Source organism: Pseudomonas sp. CFBP 13711, from assembly GCF_014842265.1.
Taxonomy (GTDB): Bacteria; Pseudomonadota; Gammaproteobacteria; order Pseudomonadales; family Pseudomonadaceae; genus Aquipseudomonas.
Genome location: NZ_JACYVI010000002.1, coordinates 420,505 through 437,554, shown reverse-complemented (window position 1 = coordinate 437,554; position 17,050 = coordinate 420,505). Strand labels below are relative to the sequence as shown.

Annotated in this window: 13 protein-coding genes and 3 pseudogenes; 10 read left to right on the top strand and 6 right to left on the bottom strand. The window is 60.5% G+C overall.

The window, feature by feature from the left end; genetic code table 11:
• Positions 1 to 36: 36 nt before the first annotated feature.
• From lpdA to brnQ, 4 genes are all read left to right on the top strand, one after another.
• A complete protein-coding gene (lpdA, locus tag IFT47_RS06890; RefSeq protein ID WP_122538408.1) occupies positions 37 to 1,473 on the top strand; it encodes a dihydrolipoyl dehydrogenase in 1,437 nt (478 codons plus the stop codon).
• A 199-nt stretch (positions 1,474 to 1,672) separates the two neighbouring features.
• Positions 1,673 to 2,839, top strand: a complete 1,167-nt coding sequence (gene sucC, locus IFT47_RS06885; protein WP_004882574.1) for an ADP-forming succinate--CoA ligase subunit beta — start codon at positions 1,673 to 1,675, stop codon at positions 2,837 to 2,839.
• The gene (gene sucD / locus IFT47_RS06880) at positions 2,839 to 3,726 is read left to right on the top strand and encodes a succinate--CoA ligase subunit alpha (RefSeq protein ID WP_037009399.1); all 888 of its coding nucleotides are present in this window, start codon (positions 2,839 to 2,841) and stop codon (positions 3,724 to 3,726) included. The genes sucC and sucD overlap by 1 nt, the downstream gene beginning before the upstream one ends.
• 306 nt (positions 3,727 to 4,032) lie before the next feature.
• Entirely contained in the window at positions 4,033 to 5,346 is a 1,314-nt protein-coding gene (gene brnQ, locus IFT47_RS06875; RefSeq protein ID WP_192174892.1) for a branched-chain amino acid transport system II carrier protein, read from the top strand.
• Positions 5,347 to 5,447: 101 nt separating this feature from the next.
• Here brnQ and IFT47_RS06870 read toward each other — a convergent pair whose 3' ends face one another.
• A complete protein-coding gene (locus IFT47_RS06870; RefSeq protein ID WP_065986299.1) occupies positions 5,448 to 5,699 on the bottom strand; it encodes a hypothetical protein in 252 nt (83 codons plus the stop codon).
• 327 nt (positions 5,700 to 6,026) lie between these two features.
• Between IFT47_RS06870 and htpG the strand changes: the two genes are divergently transcribed.
• On the top strand, positions 6,027 to 7,931 hold the full coding sequence (gene htpG / locus IFT47_RS06865) for a molecular chaperone HtpG (RefSeq protein ID WP_192174893.1): 1,905 nt from the start codon (positions 6,027 to 6,029) through the stop codon (positions 7,929 to 7,931).
• A gap of 78 nt (positions 7,932 to 8,009) precedes the next feature.
• Positions 8,010 to 8,735 (top strand): dienelactone hydrolase family protein, encoded by a 726-nt coding sequence (locus IFT47_RS06860; protein ID WP_122538412.1) that lies wholly within the window; start codon positions 8,010 to 8,012, stop codon positions 8,733 to 8,735.
• Positions 8,736 to 8,805: 70 nt separating this feature from the next.
• Here the strand turns inward: IFT47_RS06860 and IFT47_RS06855 are convergent, their stop codons facing one another.
• From IFT47_RS06855 to IFT47_RS28065, 5 genes and pseudogenes are all read right to left on the bottom strand, one after another.
• Entirely contained in the window at positions 8,806 to 9,678 is an 873-nt protein-coding gene (locus IFT47_RS06855; protein WP_192174894.1) for a pirin family protein, read from the bottom strand.
• Between the two features lie 199 nt (positions 9,679 to 9,877).
• Positions 9,878 to 11,104, bottom strand: coding sequence for a beta-ketoacyl-ACP synthase I (fabB, locus tag IFT47_RS06850; protein ID WP_133771614.1), 1,227 nt, complete (start codon positions 11,102 to 11,104; stop codon positions 9,878 to 9,880).
• 10 nt (positions 11,105 to 11,114) lie between these two features.
• Complete coding sequence (gene fabA, locus IFT47_RS06845; RefSeq protein WP_192174895.1) at positions 11,115 to 11,630, bottom strand: 3-hydroxyacyl-[acyl-carrier-protein] dehydratase FabA; 516 nt, start codon at positions 11,628 to 11,630, stop codon at positions 11,115 to 11,117.
• 210 nt (positions 11,631 to 11,840) lie between these two features.
• Positions 11,841 to 13,334 (bottom strand): annotated as a pseudogene (locus tag IFT47_RS06840) (response regulator); the annotation flags it as partial.
• 74 nt (positions 13,335 to 13,408) lie between these two features.
• A pseudogene (locus tag IFT47_RS28065) lies at positions 13,409 to 13,778 on the bottom strand (hybrid sensor histidine kinase/response regulator); the annotation flags it as partial.
• A gap of 313 nt (positions 13,779 to 14,091) precedes the next feature.
• Here IFT47_RS28065 and IFT47_RS06835 point away from each other — a divergent pair.
• The 4 genes and pseudogenes from IFT47_RS06835 (at position 14,092) to IFT47_RS06820 (ending at position 16,639) form a co-directional block, all read left to right on the top strand.
• Positions 14,092 to 15,117 carry an NAD(P)H-dependent glycerol-3-phosphate dehydrogenase gene (locus IFT47_RS06835; protein ID WP_192174897.1) on the top strand — a complete coding sequence of 342 codons (1,026 nt, stop codon included), beginning with the start codon at positions 14,092 to 14,094 and terminating at the stop codon, positions 15,115 to 15,117.
• Between the two features lie 19 nt (positions 15,118 to 15,136).
• Positions 15,137 to 15,457: pseudogene (locus tag IFT47_RS06830) on the top strand (DUF4389 domain-containing protein); the annotation flags it as partial.
• A 200-nt stretch (positions 15,458 to 15,657) separates the two neighbouring features.
• Positions 15,658 to 16,116 (top strand): phosphohistidine phosphatase SixA, encoded by a 459-nt coding sequence (gene sixA / locus IFT47_RS06825; RefSeq protein WP_192174898.1) that lies wholly within the window; start codon positions 15,658 to 15,660, stop codon positions 16,114 to 16,116.
• A 79-nt stretch (positions 16,117 to 16,195) separates the two neighbouring features.
• Entirely contained in the window at positions 16,196 to 16,639 is a 444-nt protein-coding gene (locus IFT47_RS06820) for a hotdog fold thioesterase (RefSeq protein ID WP_074884934.1), read from the top strand.
• Positions 16,640 to 17,050: the final 411 nt, after the last annotated feature.

Genomic DNA, 17,050 nt, shown 5'->3' with positions numbered 1-17,050 from the left:
AGCTTAAAGCTCGCAGCTAAAGAGGAACTCTTTTCTATGTCCCAGAAATTCGACGTGGTAGTGATTGGCGCTGGCCCTGGCGGCTACGTGGCTGCTATCAAGGCCGCGCAACTCGGTCTCACGACTGCCTGCATCGAGAAGTATCAGGATAAAGAGGGCAAGCTGGCCCTCGGCGGTACCTGCCTGAACGTGGGCTGCATCCCTTCCAAGGCGCTGCTGGACAGCTCCTGGAAATTCTACGAAGCCAAGAACCAGTTCGGTGTTCACGGTATCTCGCTCAGCGACCTGAAAATGGACATTGCGGCCATGATTGGCCGCAAGGCGCAGATCGTCAAAGGCCTGACCGGCGGCGTTGCCAGCCTGTTCAAGGCCAACGGCGTCACTTCCCTGCAAGGCCACGGCAAGCTGCTGGCCGGCAAGAAAGTCGAGCTGACCAAGCCTGACGGCACCACCGAAGTCATCGAAGCCGAGAACATCATTCTGGCCTCCGGTTCGCGTCCGATCGACATTCCGCCGGCTCCGGTCAATCAGGTCACCATCGTCGATTCGACAGGCGCCCTGGAATTCCCGGCTGTGCCTGAGCGCCTGTGCGTTATCGGCGCCGGTGTAATCGGTCTGGAACTGGGTTCGGTCTGGGCTCGCCTGGGTGCCAAAGTGACGGTGCTCGAGGCCCTGGAGAAATTCCTGCCGGCCGCTGACGAAGCTGTCGCCAAGGAAGCGCAGAAGACCTTCACCAAGCAGGGTCTGGACATCAAGCTGGGCGCACGCGTCACCGGTTCCAAGGTCAATGGCGACGAAGTCGTTGTGACCTACACCGACAAGGACGGCGAGCAGAACATCACCTTCGACCGCGTGATCGTGGCCGTGGGCCGTCGCCCGGTAACCACCGAACTGCTGGCTGCAGACAGCGGTGTCGACATCGACGAGCGCGGTTTCATCTTCGTCAACGAGCAGTGCGAGACCAGCGTTCCTGGCGTGTACGCGATCGGTGACGTGGTTCGTGGTCTGATGCTGGCGCACAAAGCATCCGAAGAAGGCATCATGGTTGTCGAGCGCATCAAGGGTCACAAGACCCAGATGAACTACGACCTGATCCCGTCGGTTATCTACACCCACCCGGAAATCGCATGGGTCGGTAAAACCGAGCAGACGTTGAAGGCCGAAGGCGTGGAAGTCAACGTCGGTCAGTTCCCGTTCGCGGCCAGCGGCCGTGCAATGGCAGCGAATGACACCGGCGGTTTCGTCAAGGTCATCGCTGATGCCAAGACCGACCGTGTACTGGGTGTACACGTCATTGGTCCTGGCGCTGCAGAGCTGGTACAGCAGGGCGCGATCGGCATGGAGTTCGGCACCAGTGCCGAAGACATCGGCATGATGGTCTTCTCCCACCCGACGCTGTCCGAAGCGCTGCACGAAGCGGCACTGGCTGTGAATGGCGGCGCCATCCACATCCAGAACAAGAAAAAACGCTAAAGATAACCACGACGGTCCGCCCGTCGTAGGCCCTGCTCGCAGGGCTTACCGCGGAAGGTCCGTTGGACTCGAACTCCCGGCGGCGAAGGGCAGGCTTGATGCCTGAGCGGCGTTCTCCGGGAGAAGCGGTCACAGGTGGTGCGGCACGCTTTGACGAGCAGCACCGAATGCGCAGTACCTAACGAAGACGGTAATAAGCATGAATCTTCACGAGTATCAGGGTAAGCAGCTGTTTGCTGAATACGGCCTGCCAGTATCCAAGGGCTATGCAGTAGACACCCCGGAAGCAGCAGCAGAAGCGTGCGACAAGATCGGCGGAACCGAGTGGGTCGTCAAAGCCCAGGTTCACGCAGGCGGTCGCGGTAAAGCGGGCGGCGTCAAGCTGGTTCGCAGCAAGGAAGACGCCGCTGCGTTCGCTCAACAGTGGCTGGGCAAGCGTCTGGTCACTTACCAGACTGATGCCAACGGTCAGCCAGTCACCAAGATCCTGGTTGAATCGTGCACTGACATCGCCAAAGAGCTGTACCTGGGCGCTGTAGTCGATCGTTCGAGCCGTCGTATCGTGTTCATGGCTTCCACCGAAGGTGGCGTGGACATCGAGAAGATCGCTCACGACACGCCTGAGAAGATTCTCAAAGCGACCATCGATCCACTGGTTGGCGCTCAGCCATTCCAGGGTCGCGATCTGGCATTCCAGCTGGGTCTGGAAGGCAAGCAGGTCACCCAGTTCGCCAAGATCTTCACCGGTCTGGCCAAGCTGTTCCAGGACCACGATCTGGCCCTGCTGGAAGTGAACCCGCTGGTGATCAAGGCTGACGGCGATCTGCATTGCCTCGACGCCAAGATCAACATCGACGCCAACGCCATGTACCGTCAGCCAAAGCTGAAGGCTTTCCACGACCCATCGCAAGATGACCCACGTGAAGCCCATGCTGCCAAGTTCGAACTGAACTACGTGGCACTGGAAGGTAACATCGGCTGCATGGTCAACGGTGCCGGTCTGGCCATGGGCACCATGGACATCGTCAACCTGCATGGCGGCAAGCCAGCCAACTTCCTCGACGTAGGCGGCGGCGCAACCAAGGAACGCGTTACCGAAGCGTTCAAGATCATTCTGTCCGACACCAACGTCGCGGCAGTACTGGTCAACATCTTCGGCGGCATCGTTCGCTGCGACATGATTGCCGAAGGCATCATTGGCGCCGTGAAAGAAGTCGGCGTGAAAATCCCGGTGGTTGTTCGCCTTGAAGGCAACAACGCTGAGCTGGGCGCTAAAGTACTGGCAGAAAGCGGCTTGAACATCATCGCAGCTACCAGCCTGACCGACGCTGCTCAACAAGTCGTCAAAGCTGCGGAGGGCAAATAATGAGCGTCCTGATCAATAAAGACACCAAGGTTATCTGCCAAGGCTTCACCGGCTCCCAGGGTACCTTCCACTCCGAGCAAGCCATTGCCTACGGCACCAAAATGGTTGGCGGCGTGACCCCAGGCAAGGGCGGCACCACGCACCTGAACCTGCCCGTGTTCAACACGGTGTCCGAAGCAGTAGAAAAAACCGGCGCAACCGCTTCGGTCATCTACGTTCCGGCTCCGTTCTGCAAGGATTCCATCCTTGAAGCAGCGTTCGGCGGCATCAAGCTGATCGTCTGCATCACCGAAGGCATCCCGACCATCGACATGCTCGAAGCCAAGGTCAAGTGCGACGAACTGGGTGTGGTCCTGATCGGCCCTAACTGCCCAGGCGTCATCACCCCGGGCGAGTGCAAGATCGGCATCATGCCAGGTCACATTCACTTGCCAGGTAAAGTCGGTATCGTGTCGCGTTCCGGCACCCTGACTTACGAAGCTGTGAAGCAGACCACTGACGCCGGTTTCGGTCAGTCGACCTGCGTCGGTATCGGCGGTGACCCGATCCCGGGTTCGAACTTCATCGACATCCTGAAGCTGTTCCAGGAAGACCCGAAGACCGAAGCGATCGTCATGATCGGCGAGATCGGCGGTTCGGCTGAAGAAGAAGCGGCTGCCTACATCAAGGCACACGTGACCAAGCCAGTCGTTTCCTACATCGCGGGTGTGACTGCTCCTCCGGGCAAGCGCATGGGCCATGCGGGCGCGATCATCTCCGGCGGCAAAGGCACTGCAGACGAGAAATTCGCTGCACTGCAAGACGCGGGCGTGAAAACCGTGCGTTCGCTGGCAGACATCGGCAAAGCCCTGGCTGAGCTGACCGGTTGGGAAGTGAAGAAGGCTTAATCGCCCTCGTCTCAATCAACAAAAGCCACCTTCGGGTGGCTTTTGCGTTTCCGGCGTTTCGATTTGCCTCGTGCTCTTGGCCCAATCCTGTCAGACATTTCTGATATGCGACACGAATGTGCATTCAGCGGTCGCACCGCCCTGTATAGGTGCGCCAAATAGGGTAGGCTAGCCGCCGTTTTGTGCAGTCGGCTCCCACAAGGAGCGGCGGCGCGCTCAGGGTCTGTCTTAAAAGGGCGGGCAGCATTTCCCCCACCCTCAGGGAAATCCTCTTCTTAATTCCGATTCAGCAGTGTGGTTTCCTTAATGAAAGTGTTGAAAGGCCAGGACATTCTGGCACTGGGTTTCATGACGTTTGCGCTGTTCGTCGGCGCTGGCAATATCATCTTCCCCCCGATCGTAGGCCTCCAGGCCGGCCCCAACGTATGGATGGCCGCTTTGGGCTTTCTGGTCACGGCCGTCGGCCTTCCGGTGGTGACTGTCATCGCGCTCGCCAAAGTTGGCGGCGCTATGGACGCGTTGAGCAGCCCGATCGGCAAGGTCGCCGGGACCATTCTCGCCGCCGTCTGCTACCTGTCCGTGGGGCCGTTGTTCGCCACGCCGCGCACGGCGACGGTGTCGTTTGAGGTCGGCCTGGCGCCGTTGACCGGTGAAAGCCCCCTTGCACTGTTTCTCTACAGTCTGGTTTATTTCGTGCTGGTGTTCTGGATCTCCCTTTATCCGGGGCGATTGCTCGACACCGTGGGCCGCTTCCTCGCGCCGCTGAAGATCATCGCCCTGGCCATCCTCGGCATCGCCGCGTTTGTCCTGCCAGCGGGGGAGGTGGGCATTGCCGAACCTGCCTACGTCGCCGCGCCGTTTTCCCAGGGGTTCATCAACGGCTATCTGACCATGGACACCCTGGGCGCGCTGGTTTTCGGCATCGTCATCGTCAATGCGATTCGCTCCCGCGGTGTCGAGTCGCCTCGGCTGATCACCCGTTACGCCATCATCGCCGGCCTGATCGCCGGTGTCGGTCTGGCCCTGGTCTACATCAGCCTGTTCCGTCTGGGCTCGGACAGCCATGCCATCGCCGCCGGTGCCACCAATGGCGCTGCGGTGTTGCATGCTTACGTTCAGCACACCTTTGGCACCCTGGGCAGCAGCTTCCTCGCCGTTCTGATCTCGCTGGCGTGTCTGGTCACCGCGGTTGGCCTGACCTGCGCTTGCGCCGAGTACTTCAGCCGCGTGCTGCCGCTGTCTTACAAGACACTGGTGATCCTGCTGGCGGCGTTTTCGCTGCTGGTGTCCAACCTTGGTCTGACCAAGCTGATCCAGTTCTCGATCCCGGTGCTGACCGCCATCTACCCGCCGTGCATTGCGCTGGTGGCGTTGAGCTTCTGCAAGGACTTCTGGCATGAGCAGGGTCGGATCGTCGCGCCGGTCATGCTGGTGGCGTTCCTGATCGGTGCGGTGGATGCGGTCAAGGGTTCTGCGCTGGGTGTGTACCTGCCGGATGCGCTGGCCCATCTGCCGTTGAGCGAGCAAGGCCTGGCCTGGCTGATCCCGTCGCTGATCACGCTGTTCATCGCGTTCGTGGTGGATCGCATGCTGGGCAAGCGCAGCGAAGCGCTGGCCTGAGGGGGAAGGTCGGCGCTTCGCAGAATAAACACGCCGATCTTTTCAAGCAGACAAAACAAAGCCCGCTAAATGCGGGCTTTGTTTTTTGAAACTCTGGAAACTTACTGCTTAGTTGCAGGTGCTGCCTGGTTCGCTTCTTTCGCGCGCTCTTGAGCGGCTTCAGCGTTCTTTTGAGCGGCTTCCTGACTTTCTTTGGCAGCGTCGTTCACTTTGTCTTGCGCTTTTTGCATCGATTCTTGCGACTGCTCGGCAGCCTTGTTTGCATCTTGCTGTTTATCTTCGGATTTTTTGTCACAGGCGGCGAGGCCCAGAGTGGCAGAAAGCATGAGGGCAATAGCTAAAGATTTACGCATGGGGTGTTTCTCCTTATTGGTCATCAACGTGCCTTCGAGCATTCGGTTATAAGGTTAGTTCCATGTTCCGGCGGGATAAATACATAAGCGTCTCAGCGGTGTAACAACTCGGCTGATCACACGCGGTTAGTGGTTTATGTCCGGTGTTCAGTCGACAGATCTGCAGCCCGGAGATTTTCGGCGGGTGAAGATTCTTCGCTGACGGCACGCCTGCCCTTGAAATCGTCTCCCCAGCCCCCACCTTGATGACAACCCGCTGCTCGGAGCCGCCCTCGGCGTTTCGCGCAGCTACCCCTATTTGTGTGGACTGATTGGAGTTTGATGACCATGAGTGTGGAAACTCAAAAGGAAACCCTGGGCTTCCAGACCGAGGTGAAGCAGCTGCTGCACCTCATGATCCATTCGCTGTACTCGAACAAGGAAATCTTCCTTCGCGAGCTGATCTCCAACGCGTCCGACGCGGTGGACAAGCTGCGCTTCGAGGCACTGTCCAAGCCTGAGCTGCTGGAAGGCGGCGCCGAGCTGAAGATCCGTGTCAGCTACGACAAGGACGCGAAGACGGTCACTCTGGAAGACAACGGCATCGGCATGAGCCGCGAGGATGTCATTACTCATCTGGGCACCATCGCCAAGTCCGGCACAGCCGACTTCATGAAGAACCTGTCCGGTGATCAGAAGAAAGATTCTCACCTGATCGGTCAGTTCGGTGTCGGTTTCTACTCCGCGTTCATCGTGGCCGATCAGGTTGAAGTGTTCACCCGCCGCGCCGGCCTGCCCGCCAGCGAAGGGGTGCACTGGTCGTCGAAAGGCGAGGGCGAGTTTGAAGTTGCCACCCTCGAGAAGGCCGATCGCGGTACGCGCATCGTGCTTCACCTCAAGAGCGCCGAAGACGAGTTCGCTGACGGCTTCCGTCTGCGTAACATCATCAAAAAGTACTCCGACCACATCGCCCTGCCGATCCAGTTGCCGAAAGAGCAGGCGTCGGTCGAAGGCGACGCCGAGCCTGTTGAAGAGTGGGAAACCGTCAACCGTGCCAGCGCGCTGTGGACCCGTCCACGTACCGAGGTCAAGGACGAGGAATACCAGGAGTTCTACAAGCACATCGCCCACGATTTCGAGAACCCGCTGAGCTGGAGCCACAACAAGGTCGAAGGCAAGCTGGAATACAGCTCGCTGCTGTACGTGCCGGCCCGCGCGCCATTCGATCTGTATCAGCGTGAAGCACCGCGCGGCCTGAAGCTGTACGTGCAGCGCGTGTTCGTCATGGACCAGGCCGAATCGTTCCTGCCGCTGTACCTGCGCTTCATCAAGGGCGTGGTCGATTCAAACGACCTGTCCCTGAACGTGTCCCGTGAAATCCTGCAGAAAGACCCGATTATCGATTCGATGAAGTCCGCGCTGACCAAGCGTGTGCTGGATATGCTGGAGAAGCTGGCGAAAAACCAGCCGGAAGACTACAAGGGCTTCTGGAAAAACTTCGGTCAGGTGCTGAAGGAAGGCCCGGCCGAAGACTTCGCCAACAAGGAGAAGATCGCCGGCCTGCTGCGCTTCGCATCGACCTCCGACGACAGCGGCGAGCAGAGCGTTTCGTTGGCCGACTACCTGTCGCGCGCCAAGGAAGGTCAGGACAAGATCTACTTCCTCACCGGCGAAAGCTACGCGCAGGTCAAGAACAGTCCGCACCTCGAAGTCTTCCGCAAGAAAGGCATTGAAGTGCTGCTGCTGACCGACCGTATCGACGAGTGGCTGATGAGCTACCTGAGCGACTTTGACGGCAAGGGCTTTGTCGACGTGGCACGCGGTGACCTGGACTTGGGCAAGCTTGATTCCGAAGAGGACAAGAAAGCCCAGGAAGAAGTCGCCAAGGACAAGGAAGGCCTGATCGAGCGCCTGAAAACCGCGCTGGGTGATGCCGTCAGTGAAGTGCGTGTTTCCCACCGTCTGACCGATTCGCCGGCGATCCTGGCGATCGGCGAGCAGGACTTGGGTCTGCAGATGCGTCAGATCCTGGAAGCGAGCGGTCAGAAGGTGCCGGACTCCAAGCCGATCTTCGAATTCAACCCTTCGCACCCGCTGATTGGCAAGCTGGACAACGAGCAGAATGAAGACCGCTTCGGCGATCTGTCCCACATCCTGTTCGACCAGGCTGCGCTGGCAGCCGGCGACAGCTTGAAAGATCCGGCTGCCTACGTGCGCCGTTTGAACAAGTTGTTGGTCGAGCTCTCGGTTTAACATCCGCGTCACGGCAGAACCCGCTCCGGCGGGTTTTGTCATTTAATCTCCCTCCATCCTTATCAGCAGGAGTTCGCTATGAGCAATGTGACCGTGCAGTCCGTCGTGTATGACATCGACGGCGTGAGCTACGAGAGTCGTCTGGCCTTCAGCGAAGGTGCTCAGGCCGCACCGGGTCTGGTGATGGCGCCTAACTGGATGGGCGTCAGCGAAGACGCCGAGCAGATTGCCAAAGACGTGGCGGCGAAGGGCTATGTGGTCTTGCTGGCGGATCTTTACGGCCAGCAAGTGCGCCCGACTAATGGTGACGAAGCGGCGGCTGCCATGATGCCGTTGAAGAACGATCGCGTGCTGTTGAACACACGCATGAAGGCCGCCCTGGATCAATTGACTGCGCAGACCATTGCGGCCGTCGACACGTCCCGGCTGGCGGCGTTCGGCTTCTGCTTCGGCGGTTGCTGCGCACTGGAACTGGCGCGCACCGGTGCGCCGTTGAAGGCTGCGGTCTCCTTCCATGGCACGCTCGACACGCCGAACCCGGCTGACGCCAACAACATTAAGGGCAAAGTGCTGGTGATGCACGGCGCGTCCGACCCTCTGGTGCCAAAAGAGCAGCTGCCGGCATTTGAAGCCGAGATGAACGCTGCCAACGTCGACTGGCAACTCTTGAGCTACGGCGGGGCGTTCCATTCGTTCACCGACCCACACGCCAACAATCCGGGCGTACAGATGTACAACCCGACCGTTTCGAAGCGCGCGTTTACCTCGATGCACAACCTGCTGGACGAAGTGTTCGCGGGCTGATGTGATGTTTTAACTGTTGTGGGAGTGCCCCTCCGGTCACTCCCACAGCGTCCGGGCAGGCCGCGGCCAATCAGCGCTTCGGCCTGCTGCCCACCGGCAATTCAATCCGCTCTACTTCCCCCGGCACGGTCGGCCAGTCCCCGGCCGCCCATTTCGCCCTGGCCTGTTCAATCAGCGCCGCGTCACTGGCGACGAAATTCCAGTTCATCTTTCTCGGCCCATCCAGGGGCGCACCGCCGAACAGCACCGCATGGCATTCGCTTTCCGCGCACAGCGTCGGCTCGCTCCCTGCGTCCAGCACCACCAGACTGCGCGGCTGCACCGGCTCGCCATCCAGTAGCAAGTCGCCTTCGATAACGTACAACGCGCGCTGCTCGTGCTCGGCGGGCACACACAGCGTCGTCGCCGTCTGCAGGTTCAGTTCGGCGTAAAGCGTGGGTGACAGCACCGGCACCGGCGACTTCAGGCAAAAGCCTTCGCCCGCGATCAAGCGGATGCGAATACCCATGGCGTCGCTGACCGGCAGTGTGGCGGCGGGGTGATGGCTGTAATGACCGGCGCCTTGCTCATGGGATTTGGGCGAGGCCAGCCAGACTTGCAGGCCATGCAGGCGAGAGCCACTGGCGTGCAAGTCCTCGGGTGTGCGTTCAATGTGGGCGATGGCGCTGCCGGCGGTCATCCAGCTGACCTCGCCGGGCCTTACGTGCAGATCGCTGCCGAGGCTGTCCTTGTGTCGGATTTCGCCTTCAAACAGGTAGGTCAGCGTCGACAGGCCGATGTGCGGATGCTGGCGGATGTCCATGCCGGTGCCGGGCGCGTAGCTGGTCTCCAGCATGTGATCAAAAAAAACGAAAGGCCCTACGCTTCGGCATTGCGCAGCGGGGAGGGGGCGCAGGATCGGTTGGCCTTCGACGTCTTCGGCGCGGGGAATGATGGTCAGCATGATGGCGCTCTCTCTTTCGGTGCGGTTGTAGGACCGGCTTCAGCCGGGAAGGGGCCAGGCAGGGCACCGTTGATCTTGCCGCATGACAACCGAAGCGTTCGCGGCTAAAGCCGGTCCTGCAAAGAGCAGGTCCAACGCAATGGGTTTCAGCAGCCCACAAAAAAGGCGCCCCGAAGGGCGCCTTTTGTCTGCAACTGACTTACTTGCCAGTCCAGCGCTTCATCACCAGCGTGGCGTTGGTGCCGCCGAAGCCGAAGCTGTTGCTCATCACCAGATTCAGCTCGGTGTTTTCGCGGGTCTTGGTCAGGATCGGCATGTCGGCAACGGCTGGGTCCAGCTCGTCGATGTTCGCCGAACCGGCCATGAAGTTGCCTTCCATCATCAGCATGCAGTAGATCGCTTCGTGAACGCCGGCGGCGCCCAGGGAGTGACCCGACAGGCTCTTGGTGGAGCTGATGGCAGGCGCCTTGTCGCCAAACACTTCACGCACGCCTTCCATTTCCTTGACGTCGCCGACCGGAGTGGAGGTGCCGTGGGTGTTCAGGTAGTCGATGGTGCCATCAACGGTGGACAACGCCTGCTGCATGCAGCGGATGGCGCCTTCGCCGCTTGGAGCGACCATGTCATAACCGTCGGAAGTGGCGCCGTAGCCTACCAGCTCTGCGTAGATCTTCGCGCCACGGGCCAGAGCGTGCTCCAGTTCCTCGACCACCACCATGCCGCCGCCGCCGGCGATGACGAAACCGTCACGGTCTGCGTCGTAGGCACGGGAAGCCTGTTCAGGCGTGTCGTTGCGTTTGCTGGACAACGCGCCCATGGCGTCGAACAGGAACGACTGGCTCCAGTGCTCCTCTTCGCCACCGCCGGCAAACACGATGTCCTGCTTGCCCATCTGAATCTGTTCCATGGCGGTACCGATGCAGTGAGCACTGGTGGCGCAGGCAGAAGCGATGGAGTAGTTCAGGCCCTTGATCTTGAATGGCGTTGCCAGACAGGCTGAAACCGTGCTGCTCATGGTCCGGGTGACGTAATACGGGAGAACCTTTTTGATGCCTTTCTCGCGCAGGATGTCCAGCGCTTCCATCTGGTTCAGGGTCGAAGCACCGCCAGAGCCGGCAATCAGACCGGTACGCGGGTTGGATACCATCTCTTCGGTCAGGCCGGAGTCTTCCACGGCGCTCTTCATGGCCACGTAGGCATAAGCCGCCGCCTGACCAACGAAGCGCAGGGTTTTGCGGTCGACCAGTTCCTTGAGCGGCAGGTTTGGATCGATGGAACCCGATACCTGGCTGCGCAGACCCATTTCGGCGTATTCCGGGTTGAAACGGATGCCAGGGCGACTTGCACGCAAGTTGGCGGAGACGGTGTCTTTGTCATTGCCCAAGCAGGAAACAATGCCCAGACCAGTGATAACGACGCGGCGCATGCGAATACCCTTAGAAATTTTCAGTGGAAGTGAAGACACCGACGCGCAGGCCTTCGGCGGTATAGATTTCACGGCCGTCCACGCTGACCGAACCGTCGGCGATCGCCAGGTTCAGCTTGCCTTTGAGGACGCGCTTGATGTGAATGTTGTAGGTGACTTTCTTGGCGGTCGGCAGGACCTGACCGAAGAATTTCACTTCGCCCGAGCCCAGTGCGCGACCGCGGCCCGGCAGGCCTTGCCAGCCGAGGAAGAAACCGACCAGCTGCCACATGGCATCGAGGCCCAGGCAGCCCGGCATCACCGGATCACCTTCGAAGTGACAGGCGAAGAACCACAGGTCCGGGTTGATATCGAGTTCGGCGACCAATTCACCTTTTCCGTACTTGCCGCCTTCTTCACTGATGTGGGTGATGCGATCGACCATCAGCATGTTGGGGGCGGGCAATTGCGCATTACCTGGGCCGAACAGCTCGCCGCGACTGCAGCGCAGCAGATCTTCCCGGGTAAAGGCGTTTTGTTTGGTCATGCGAACTCCTCGATAATCCTGTGCGGCAGGGTGTGGCGTTACTTACCCAGTCTGGCCAGCGGGTCATCCCTCTGCTGGCAGCCTACTCATAGACTATTGCGTTGTAGTGAAAGTCACAGCACGGGTGAAATGAAAGTACACCTGTGCACTGAAATTTTTCGACCGCGCGTGGGCGTGGGTCGAATCGGCACACAAGACTGCCGGAATTTATCATTTACCGCCAGTCGCAGATGCCTTAATGGTCAACCATCGCTGCAAAACCTGCTGTAAATCAGTACGTTTGAATGGCTTGGCCAGGTAATCGTTCATTCCGGCTTGCAGACAGATGTCCCGGTCGCCGTGCTGGGCGTTGGCGGTCAGGGCAATAATGGGCAACGTCGCCAGCCCCGGCAGCAGTCTGATTCGGCGCGTGGCTTCGTAGCCGTCCATGACCGGCAGTCGGCAGTCCATCAAAATCAGCGCAAAGCTTTCCCGGCTGGCCATGTTCACCGCTTCAACGCCATCCGCCGCCACGCTCACCTGCAAACCCAGGCTGCGTAGCATCGCCTCGACCACGGTGCGATTGACCGGGTTGTCCTCGACCAGCAGCACACAGGCGTCGCGGCTCTGGGGCATTTCGCCGACGCCGCCGGACGTGGGTTCTATCACTGGCGGCTGAACCCGCTGCAACGGAATTTTTAGCTGAAACACCGAGCCGAGTCCTTCACTGCTCTGGGCCTGCAGTGACCCGCCCATGCGTTCGGCCAGGTTGCGCGCAATGGGCAGGCCCAGGCCGGTGCCGCCATAGCGGCGGGAGATGGAGTTGTCCGCTTGCTGAAACGCGTCGAACATCGATTCCAGCAGGTCCGGAGAAATGCCGATGCCGCTGTCGCGCACCGCGCAGGTGAACAAAATGTGCTGCGGGTTGGCGAGGGTGAAGTCCGCTTCGACGCGCACGCTGCCGAACTCGGTGAATTTCAGCGCATTGCCGATCAGGTTGACCAGAATCTGCCGGATGCGCGTCGGGTCGCCCTTGACTTGTAGCGCCTCCATCGACGGCGGCAGATCCAGTTCCAGTGCCAGACCGCGCTGCTGTGCGTTGTGGGCAAACGCCTGAACCGAGGTGCTGATGAGGTCGGCGAGGTTGAACGAAATGCTTTCCAGTTCCAGCGCATCCCGTTCGAAGCGGGAGAAATCCAGAATGTCGTTGATGACCCGCAGCAGGTGCTCGGTGGATTCCATGGCCAACGCGGCGTATTCAGCCTGCTCATCGGTCATCTTCGTGGTTTCCATCAACTGCAGCATGCCCAGTACGCCATTCATGGGCGTGCGCAGTTCGTGACTCATCATGGCGAGGAATTCGGACTTCGCGTTGTTGGCACGTTCGGCTTCTTCGCGGGTGCGGATGAGCTCGTCCATCGCCTGCTTCTGCTCGCGGCTGGCCTTCTCAAGGCCCAGGGCCAGATTGTTGATGTGCCGCGCCAGATCGCCCAGCTCGGCATCGTCGGCAACCGGCAGCGGGGCCGAGTAATCGCCGTGCTGGATGGCTTTCACCGCCGCGCTCATGGCGCTGATCGGCTGGGACAGGCTCAGCGACAGGCGTCTCGCCAGCATGTAGGTAAAGAGAAGGGCGAACATCGCCAGCACACCGGCCTTCAGCAATATCTCCTGCTCGCGCTGATTGAAGGCGTCGCTGGACATGCCCACCAGCACCCGTCCCAGATAACCTTCCACCGGTACGCTGGGGTCGTCACCGGAACCGGCCTCGTTGGCATTTTCGAACGGCTGCGCGGACCTGTCCGGCTGCAGGCGGATGGGCGCCTGGAACACTTCCATCTGCCGCGAATGCCCTTGTTCCTCGGAGGGTTCGACATGAACCAGCACCTTGCCGGCACTGTTGCGCACTTCGAGAAAACGCACGTGGGGCGTGTTCATCGTGGCGTTCATGAGGTTTTCCAGGACGGCGTTATTGCCGACGATGACCCCGTATTCCGACGCGGGTGCCAACTGGTTGGCGATGAGTTGCCCGGTGTGATTGAGTTCCTGTCGCAGGTCCTGAATTCGCACCACAGTAAAGAAGCTGATCAGCAGGAGGGTCAGCAATAACGCGGGGCCCAGGCTGAGGATCTGCGTCCGGGTGCTGATGTTCCAGCCGCGCTGAGCCGTCACGGCGCGATTCCAGCTGGCCGGATTCGCAGGATGTGCAGAGGGTCAGGCATGGCAAAGCCTGACGGGGCGCGGGAAGTGAACGCTTGGTGTCATGTCACGGATCTCTTCGGGAACGACCTGACGATAGCTCATCGGCGTCGCTGAGGAATTTTCATCTCGGGGGCGCATCTTAACCGAGCTGTGGGCAATTTCCTCGGCAAGAGTGGGGGATCGGCTATAAGTTCGTGGGGGCACCTTTTGCCGCTGGCCCCGAGACTAACGCTCCGTATAATGCCCGCATCGCCAGATCTGATGGCCCTGAATGGATTGTTTTATGACCCAGCAGCAACCAATAGCGGTCCTTGGCGGCGGCAGCTTCGGGACCGCAGTGGCCAATCTGTTGGCCGGCAACGGTCATCGGGTGACGCAGTGGATGCGCGATCCGGAGCAGGCCGAGGCGATCCGGACGAACCGCGAGAACCCGCGCTACCTCAAGGGCATCAAGGTGCTCAACGGCGTCGAGCCGGTCACCGATCTGCACGCCACTTTGCAGGACAGTCAACTGGTGTTCGTGGCGCTGCCGTCCAGTGCGCTGCGTGGCGTACTGACCCCGCATGTCGATCTGCTCGCCGGCAAGATGCTGGTCAGCCTGACTAAGGGCATCGAGGCCGACACCTTCAAACTCATGAGCGAGATCCTCCAGGATATCGCCCCCGCTGCGCGGATTGGCGTGCTGTCCGGGCCCAATCTGGCCCGGGAAATCGCCGAACACGCCCTGACTGCGACTGTGGTTGCCAGCGAAGATGAAGACCTCTGTCAGCAGGTTCAGGCCGCGCTGCACGGTCGTACCTTCCGCGTGTACGCCAGCGCCGACCGTTTTGGCGTGGAGCTGGGCGGCGCGCTGAAAAACGTTTACGCCATCATCGCCGGCATGGCGGTGGCGCTGAATATGGGCGAGAACACCAAGAGCATGCTGATCACCCGCGCGCTGGCCGAGATGACCCGCTTTGCGGTCAGTCAGGGTGCCAACCCGATGACCTTCCTGGGTCTGGCCGGTGTCGGCGATCTGATCGTCACCTGTTCGTCGCCGAAGAGCCGTAATTATCAGGTCGGTTTTGCCCTGGGGCAGGGCCTGAGCCTGGACGAAGCGGTGACCCGACTGGGCGAGGTCGCGGAGGGCGTCAACACCCTCAAGGTGCTCAAGGCCAAGGCGCAGGAACTGCAGGTTTACATGCCGCTGGTGGCCGGGCTTCACGCCATTCTTTTCGAGGGCCGCACGCTGGAGCAGGTCATCGAACTGCTGATGCGCGCCGAGCCGAAGACCGATGTCGACTTCATTTCAACCAGTGGTTTCAACTGATCCCTTCACGGAGAAGCTCTTGAACGAATCAAAACTCAAGCAACACGAATCAATCCTGCTGCGCATCCTGTGGATGGTGCTGTTTGTGCTGGTCTGGCAAGTGGCGGAGGTGGTGCTGGGGGTGGCTGTCCTGGTGCAGCTGGTTTACCGCCTGTTCAATGGCGCGCCGAGCCTCAGCGTCATGTCGTTCGGCGACAGCCTGAGCCAGTATCTGGCGCAGATCGGTCGCTTTGGCACCTTCCACACCGATCAGAAGCCATGGCCGTTTGCTGACTGGCCTGCGCCGCGTGCGCCCGAGGGCGAGGCGCCGCATGTGGTGGTTGTCAAGCCGCAACCGGCGCCTGCCGCGGCTGAGCCGACGCCCGTCACGCCTCAACCGGTGCCAGTGACTCCGCACCCGGTTCCCGCCACGCCGCCGGTGGTTTCCGAAACCCCGCCGGTGGTGGTCGACACGTCGCCCCCTGTTGCCGATGCATCGTCCTCTGCGCCGGTTGGCCCGTCGGTTACTCCGCCGGTTAAGCCCGACGAAGAGCCGAAACCGTGAAGCTCTGGATTCTGCGACACGGCGAGGCGAAACCTCAGGCCCGTACCGATGCCGAGCGGGAGCTGACGGCCAAGGGCCGCGAAGAGGTGTTGCGCAGCGCCGCTCACCTGATGGGTCAGCCGCTGCAGCGGATCATCGCCAGCCCCTATGTGCGTGCTCAGCAGACCGCCGAGCTGGTCCGTCAGGCCCTCGGGTTCACCGATGCCATCGTGACCGTGCCGTGGCTGACGCCGGACTGCAATCCGCACAAGGTGCTCGAGCAACTGGATGCGTACAGCGCGGAGAATGTGTTGCTGGTCAGCCATCAGCCCTTGGTGGGCAGTTTGATCGGGCTGGCGGTGCATGGCTCTTTGCAGCAGGCGCAACCGATGCACACCGCCAGTCTTGCTCAGCTTGAGGCGGATTTGCCCCTTGCCGGTGCGATGGAACTGGTGGATGTTCGGCACGCTGAGTGATGGGGCGGTGAGCGGTTTGCTCAGCTCCCCCTGCTGCCTGTGATATGTATTGATAACTCGCTAATAACAAGGAAGAACCATGAGTGTATGGCGTAGCCCTCCGGATCTTGACGCGCTTAATGCGAAGCAGAAGAACACCATCGGTGAGGTGCTGGATATTCGGTTTGAAGCGGTCGACGATCGGTCTCTGACGGCGAGCATGGCGGTGGATGAGCGCACTCATCAGCCTTACGGTTTGTTGCACGGCGGCGCGTCGGTGGTGCTGGCGGAGACGGTGGGGTCTACGGCCAGTTATCTGGTGATTGATACCGATCGGTTTTTTTGTGTGGGTATTGAGGTCAACGCGAACCATTTGCGCGGGGTGCGCAGTGGGCGGGTAACGGCAGTGGCGCACCCGGTGCATATCGGGCGCACGACCCATGTCTGGGATATTCGTCTGACGACGGAGGACGGCAAGGCCTGTTGTATTTCCCGGTTGACGGTGGCGGTGGTGCCCCATGGTGAGCAGCCTCCGTCTCGCTGATGGTTGGGCGCTTGACGCCAAGATCAAGGGCGTCGGCCTAACGGCCTCGGGTTTCGCCTTCGGCGAGTTACTTGGAAAAGCACCCCAAGTAACCAAAGGTGCCTGCTCCTGGTTGGGCCCTTCGTTCCTCAGGGTTCCTTCACTCCGGTCTCGCTCCGTGGGCCCGCCGCCATCCGCCATCCATGGCGGGGGGCGGCTCTCGCGGCATCCATGCCGCTCGGCCCACTGCGCGAGACCTGCGTTCAGCCTGCACCCAAGTCGCGATTGGCGGTGTTTGAGCCATTTGCGTACGAAGATCAAAAGCGCATTTACGCAGATCAAAAGCTTCCCGGCTGAAGCCGGTCCTACGGTCGGAGTTGTCGCTACTCCCACTGACTGCACGCGCTGCTGTGAGTGGGACCGGCTTTAGCC

Excerpts from the sequence above, each read along its gene's own strand:
- lpdA (WP_122538408.1), top strand. The coding sequence starts at position 37 with ATGTCCCAGAAATTCGACGTGGTAGTGATTGGCGCTGGCCCTGGCGGC.
- sucC (WP_004882574.1), top strand. The coding sequence starts at position 1,673 with ATGAATCTTCACGAGTATCAGGGTAAGCAGCTGTTTGCTGAATACGGC.
- sucD (WP_037009399.1), top strand. The coding sequence starts at position 2,839 with ATGAGCGTCCTGATCAATAAAGACACCAAGGTTATCTGCCAAGGCTTC.
- brnQ (WP_192174892.1), top strand. The coding sequence starts at position 4,033 with ATGAAAGTGTTGAAAGGCCAGGACATTCTGGCACTGGGTTTCATGACG.
- IFT47_RS06870 (WP_065986299.1), bottom strand. The coding sequence starts at position 5,699 with ATGCGTAAATCTTTAGCTATTGCCCTCATGCTTTCTGCCACTCTGGGC.
- htpG (WP_192174893.1), top strand. The coding sequence starts at position 6,027 with ATGAGTGTGGAAACTCAAAAGGAAACCCTGGGCTTCCAGACCGAGGTG.
- IFT47_RS06860 (WP_122538412.1), top strand. The coding sequence starts at position 8,010 with ATGAGCAATGTGACCGTGCAGTCCGTCGTGTATGACATCGACGGCGTG.
- IFT47_RS06855 (WP_192174894.1), bottom strand. The coding sequence starts at position 9,678 with ATGCTGACCATCATTCCCCGCGCCGAAGACGTCGAAGGCCAACCGATC.
- fabB (WP_133771614.1), bottom strand. The coding sequence starts at position 11,104 with ATGCGCCGCGTCGTTATCACTGGTCTGGGCATTGTTTCCTGCTTGGGC.
- fabA (WP_192174895.1), bottom strand. The coding sequence starts at position 11,630 with ATGACCAAACAAAACGCCTTTACCCGGGAAGATCTGCTGCGCTGCAGT.
- IFT47_RS06835 (WP_192174897.1), top strand. The coding sequence starts at position 14,092 with ATGACCCAGCAGCAACCAATAGCGGTCCTTGGCGGCGGCAGCTTCGGG.
- IFT47_RS06820 (WP_074884934.1), top strand. The coding sequence starts at position 16,196 with ATGAGTGTATGGCGTAGCCCTCCGGATCTTGACGCGCTTAATGCGAAG.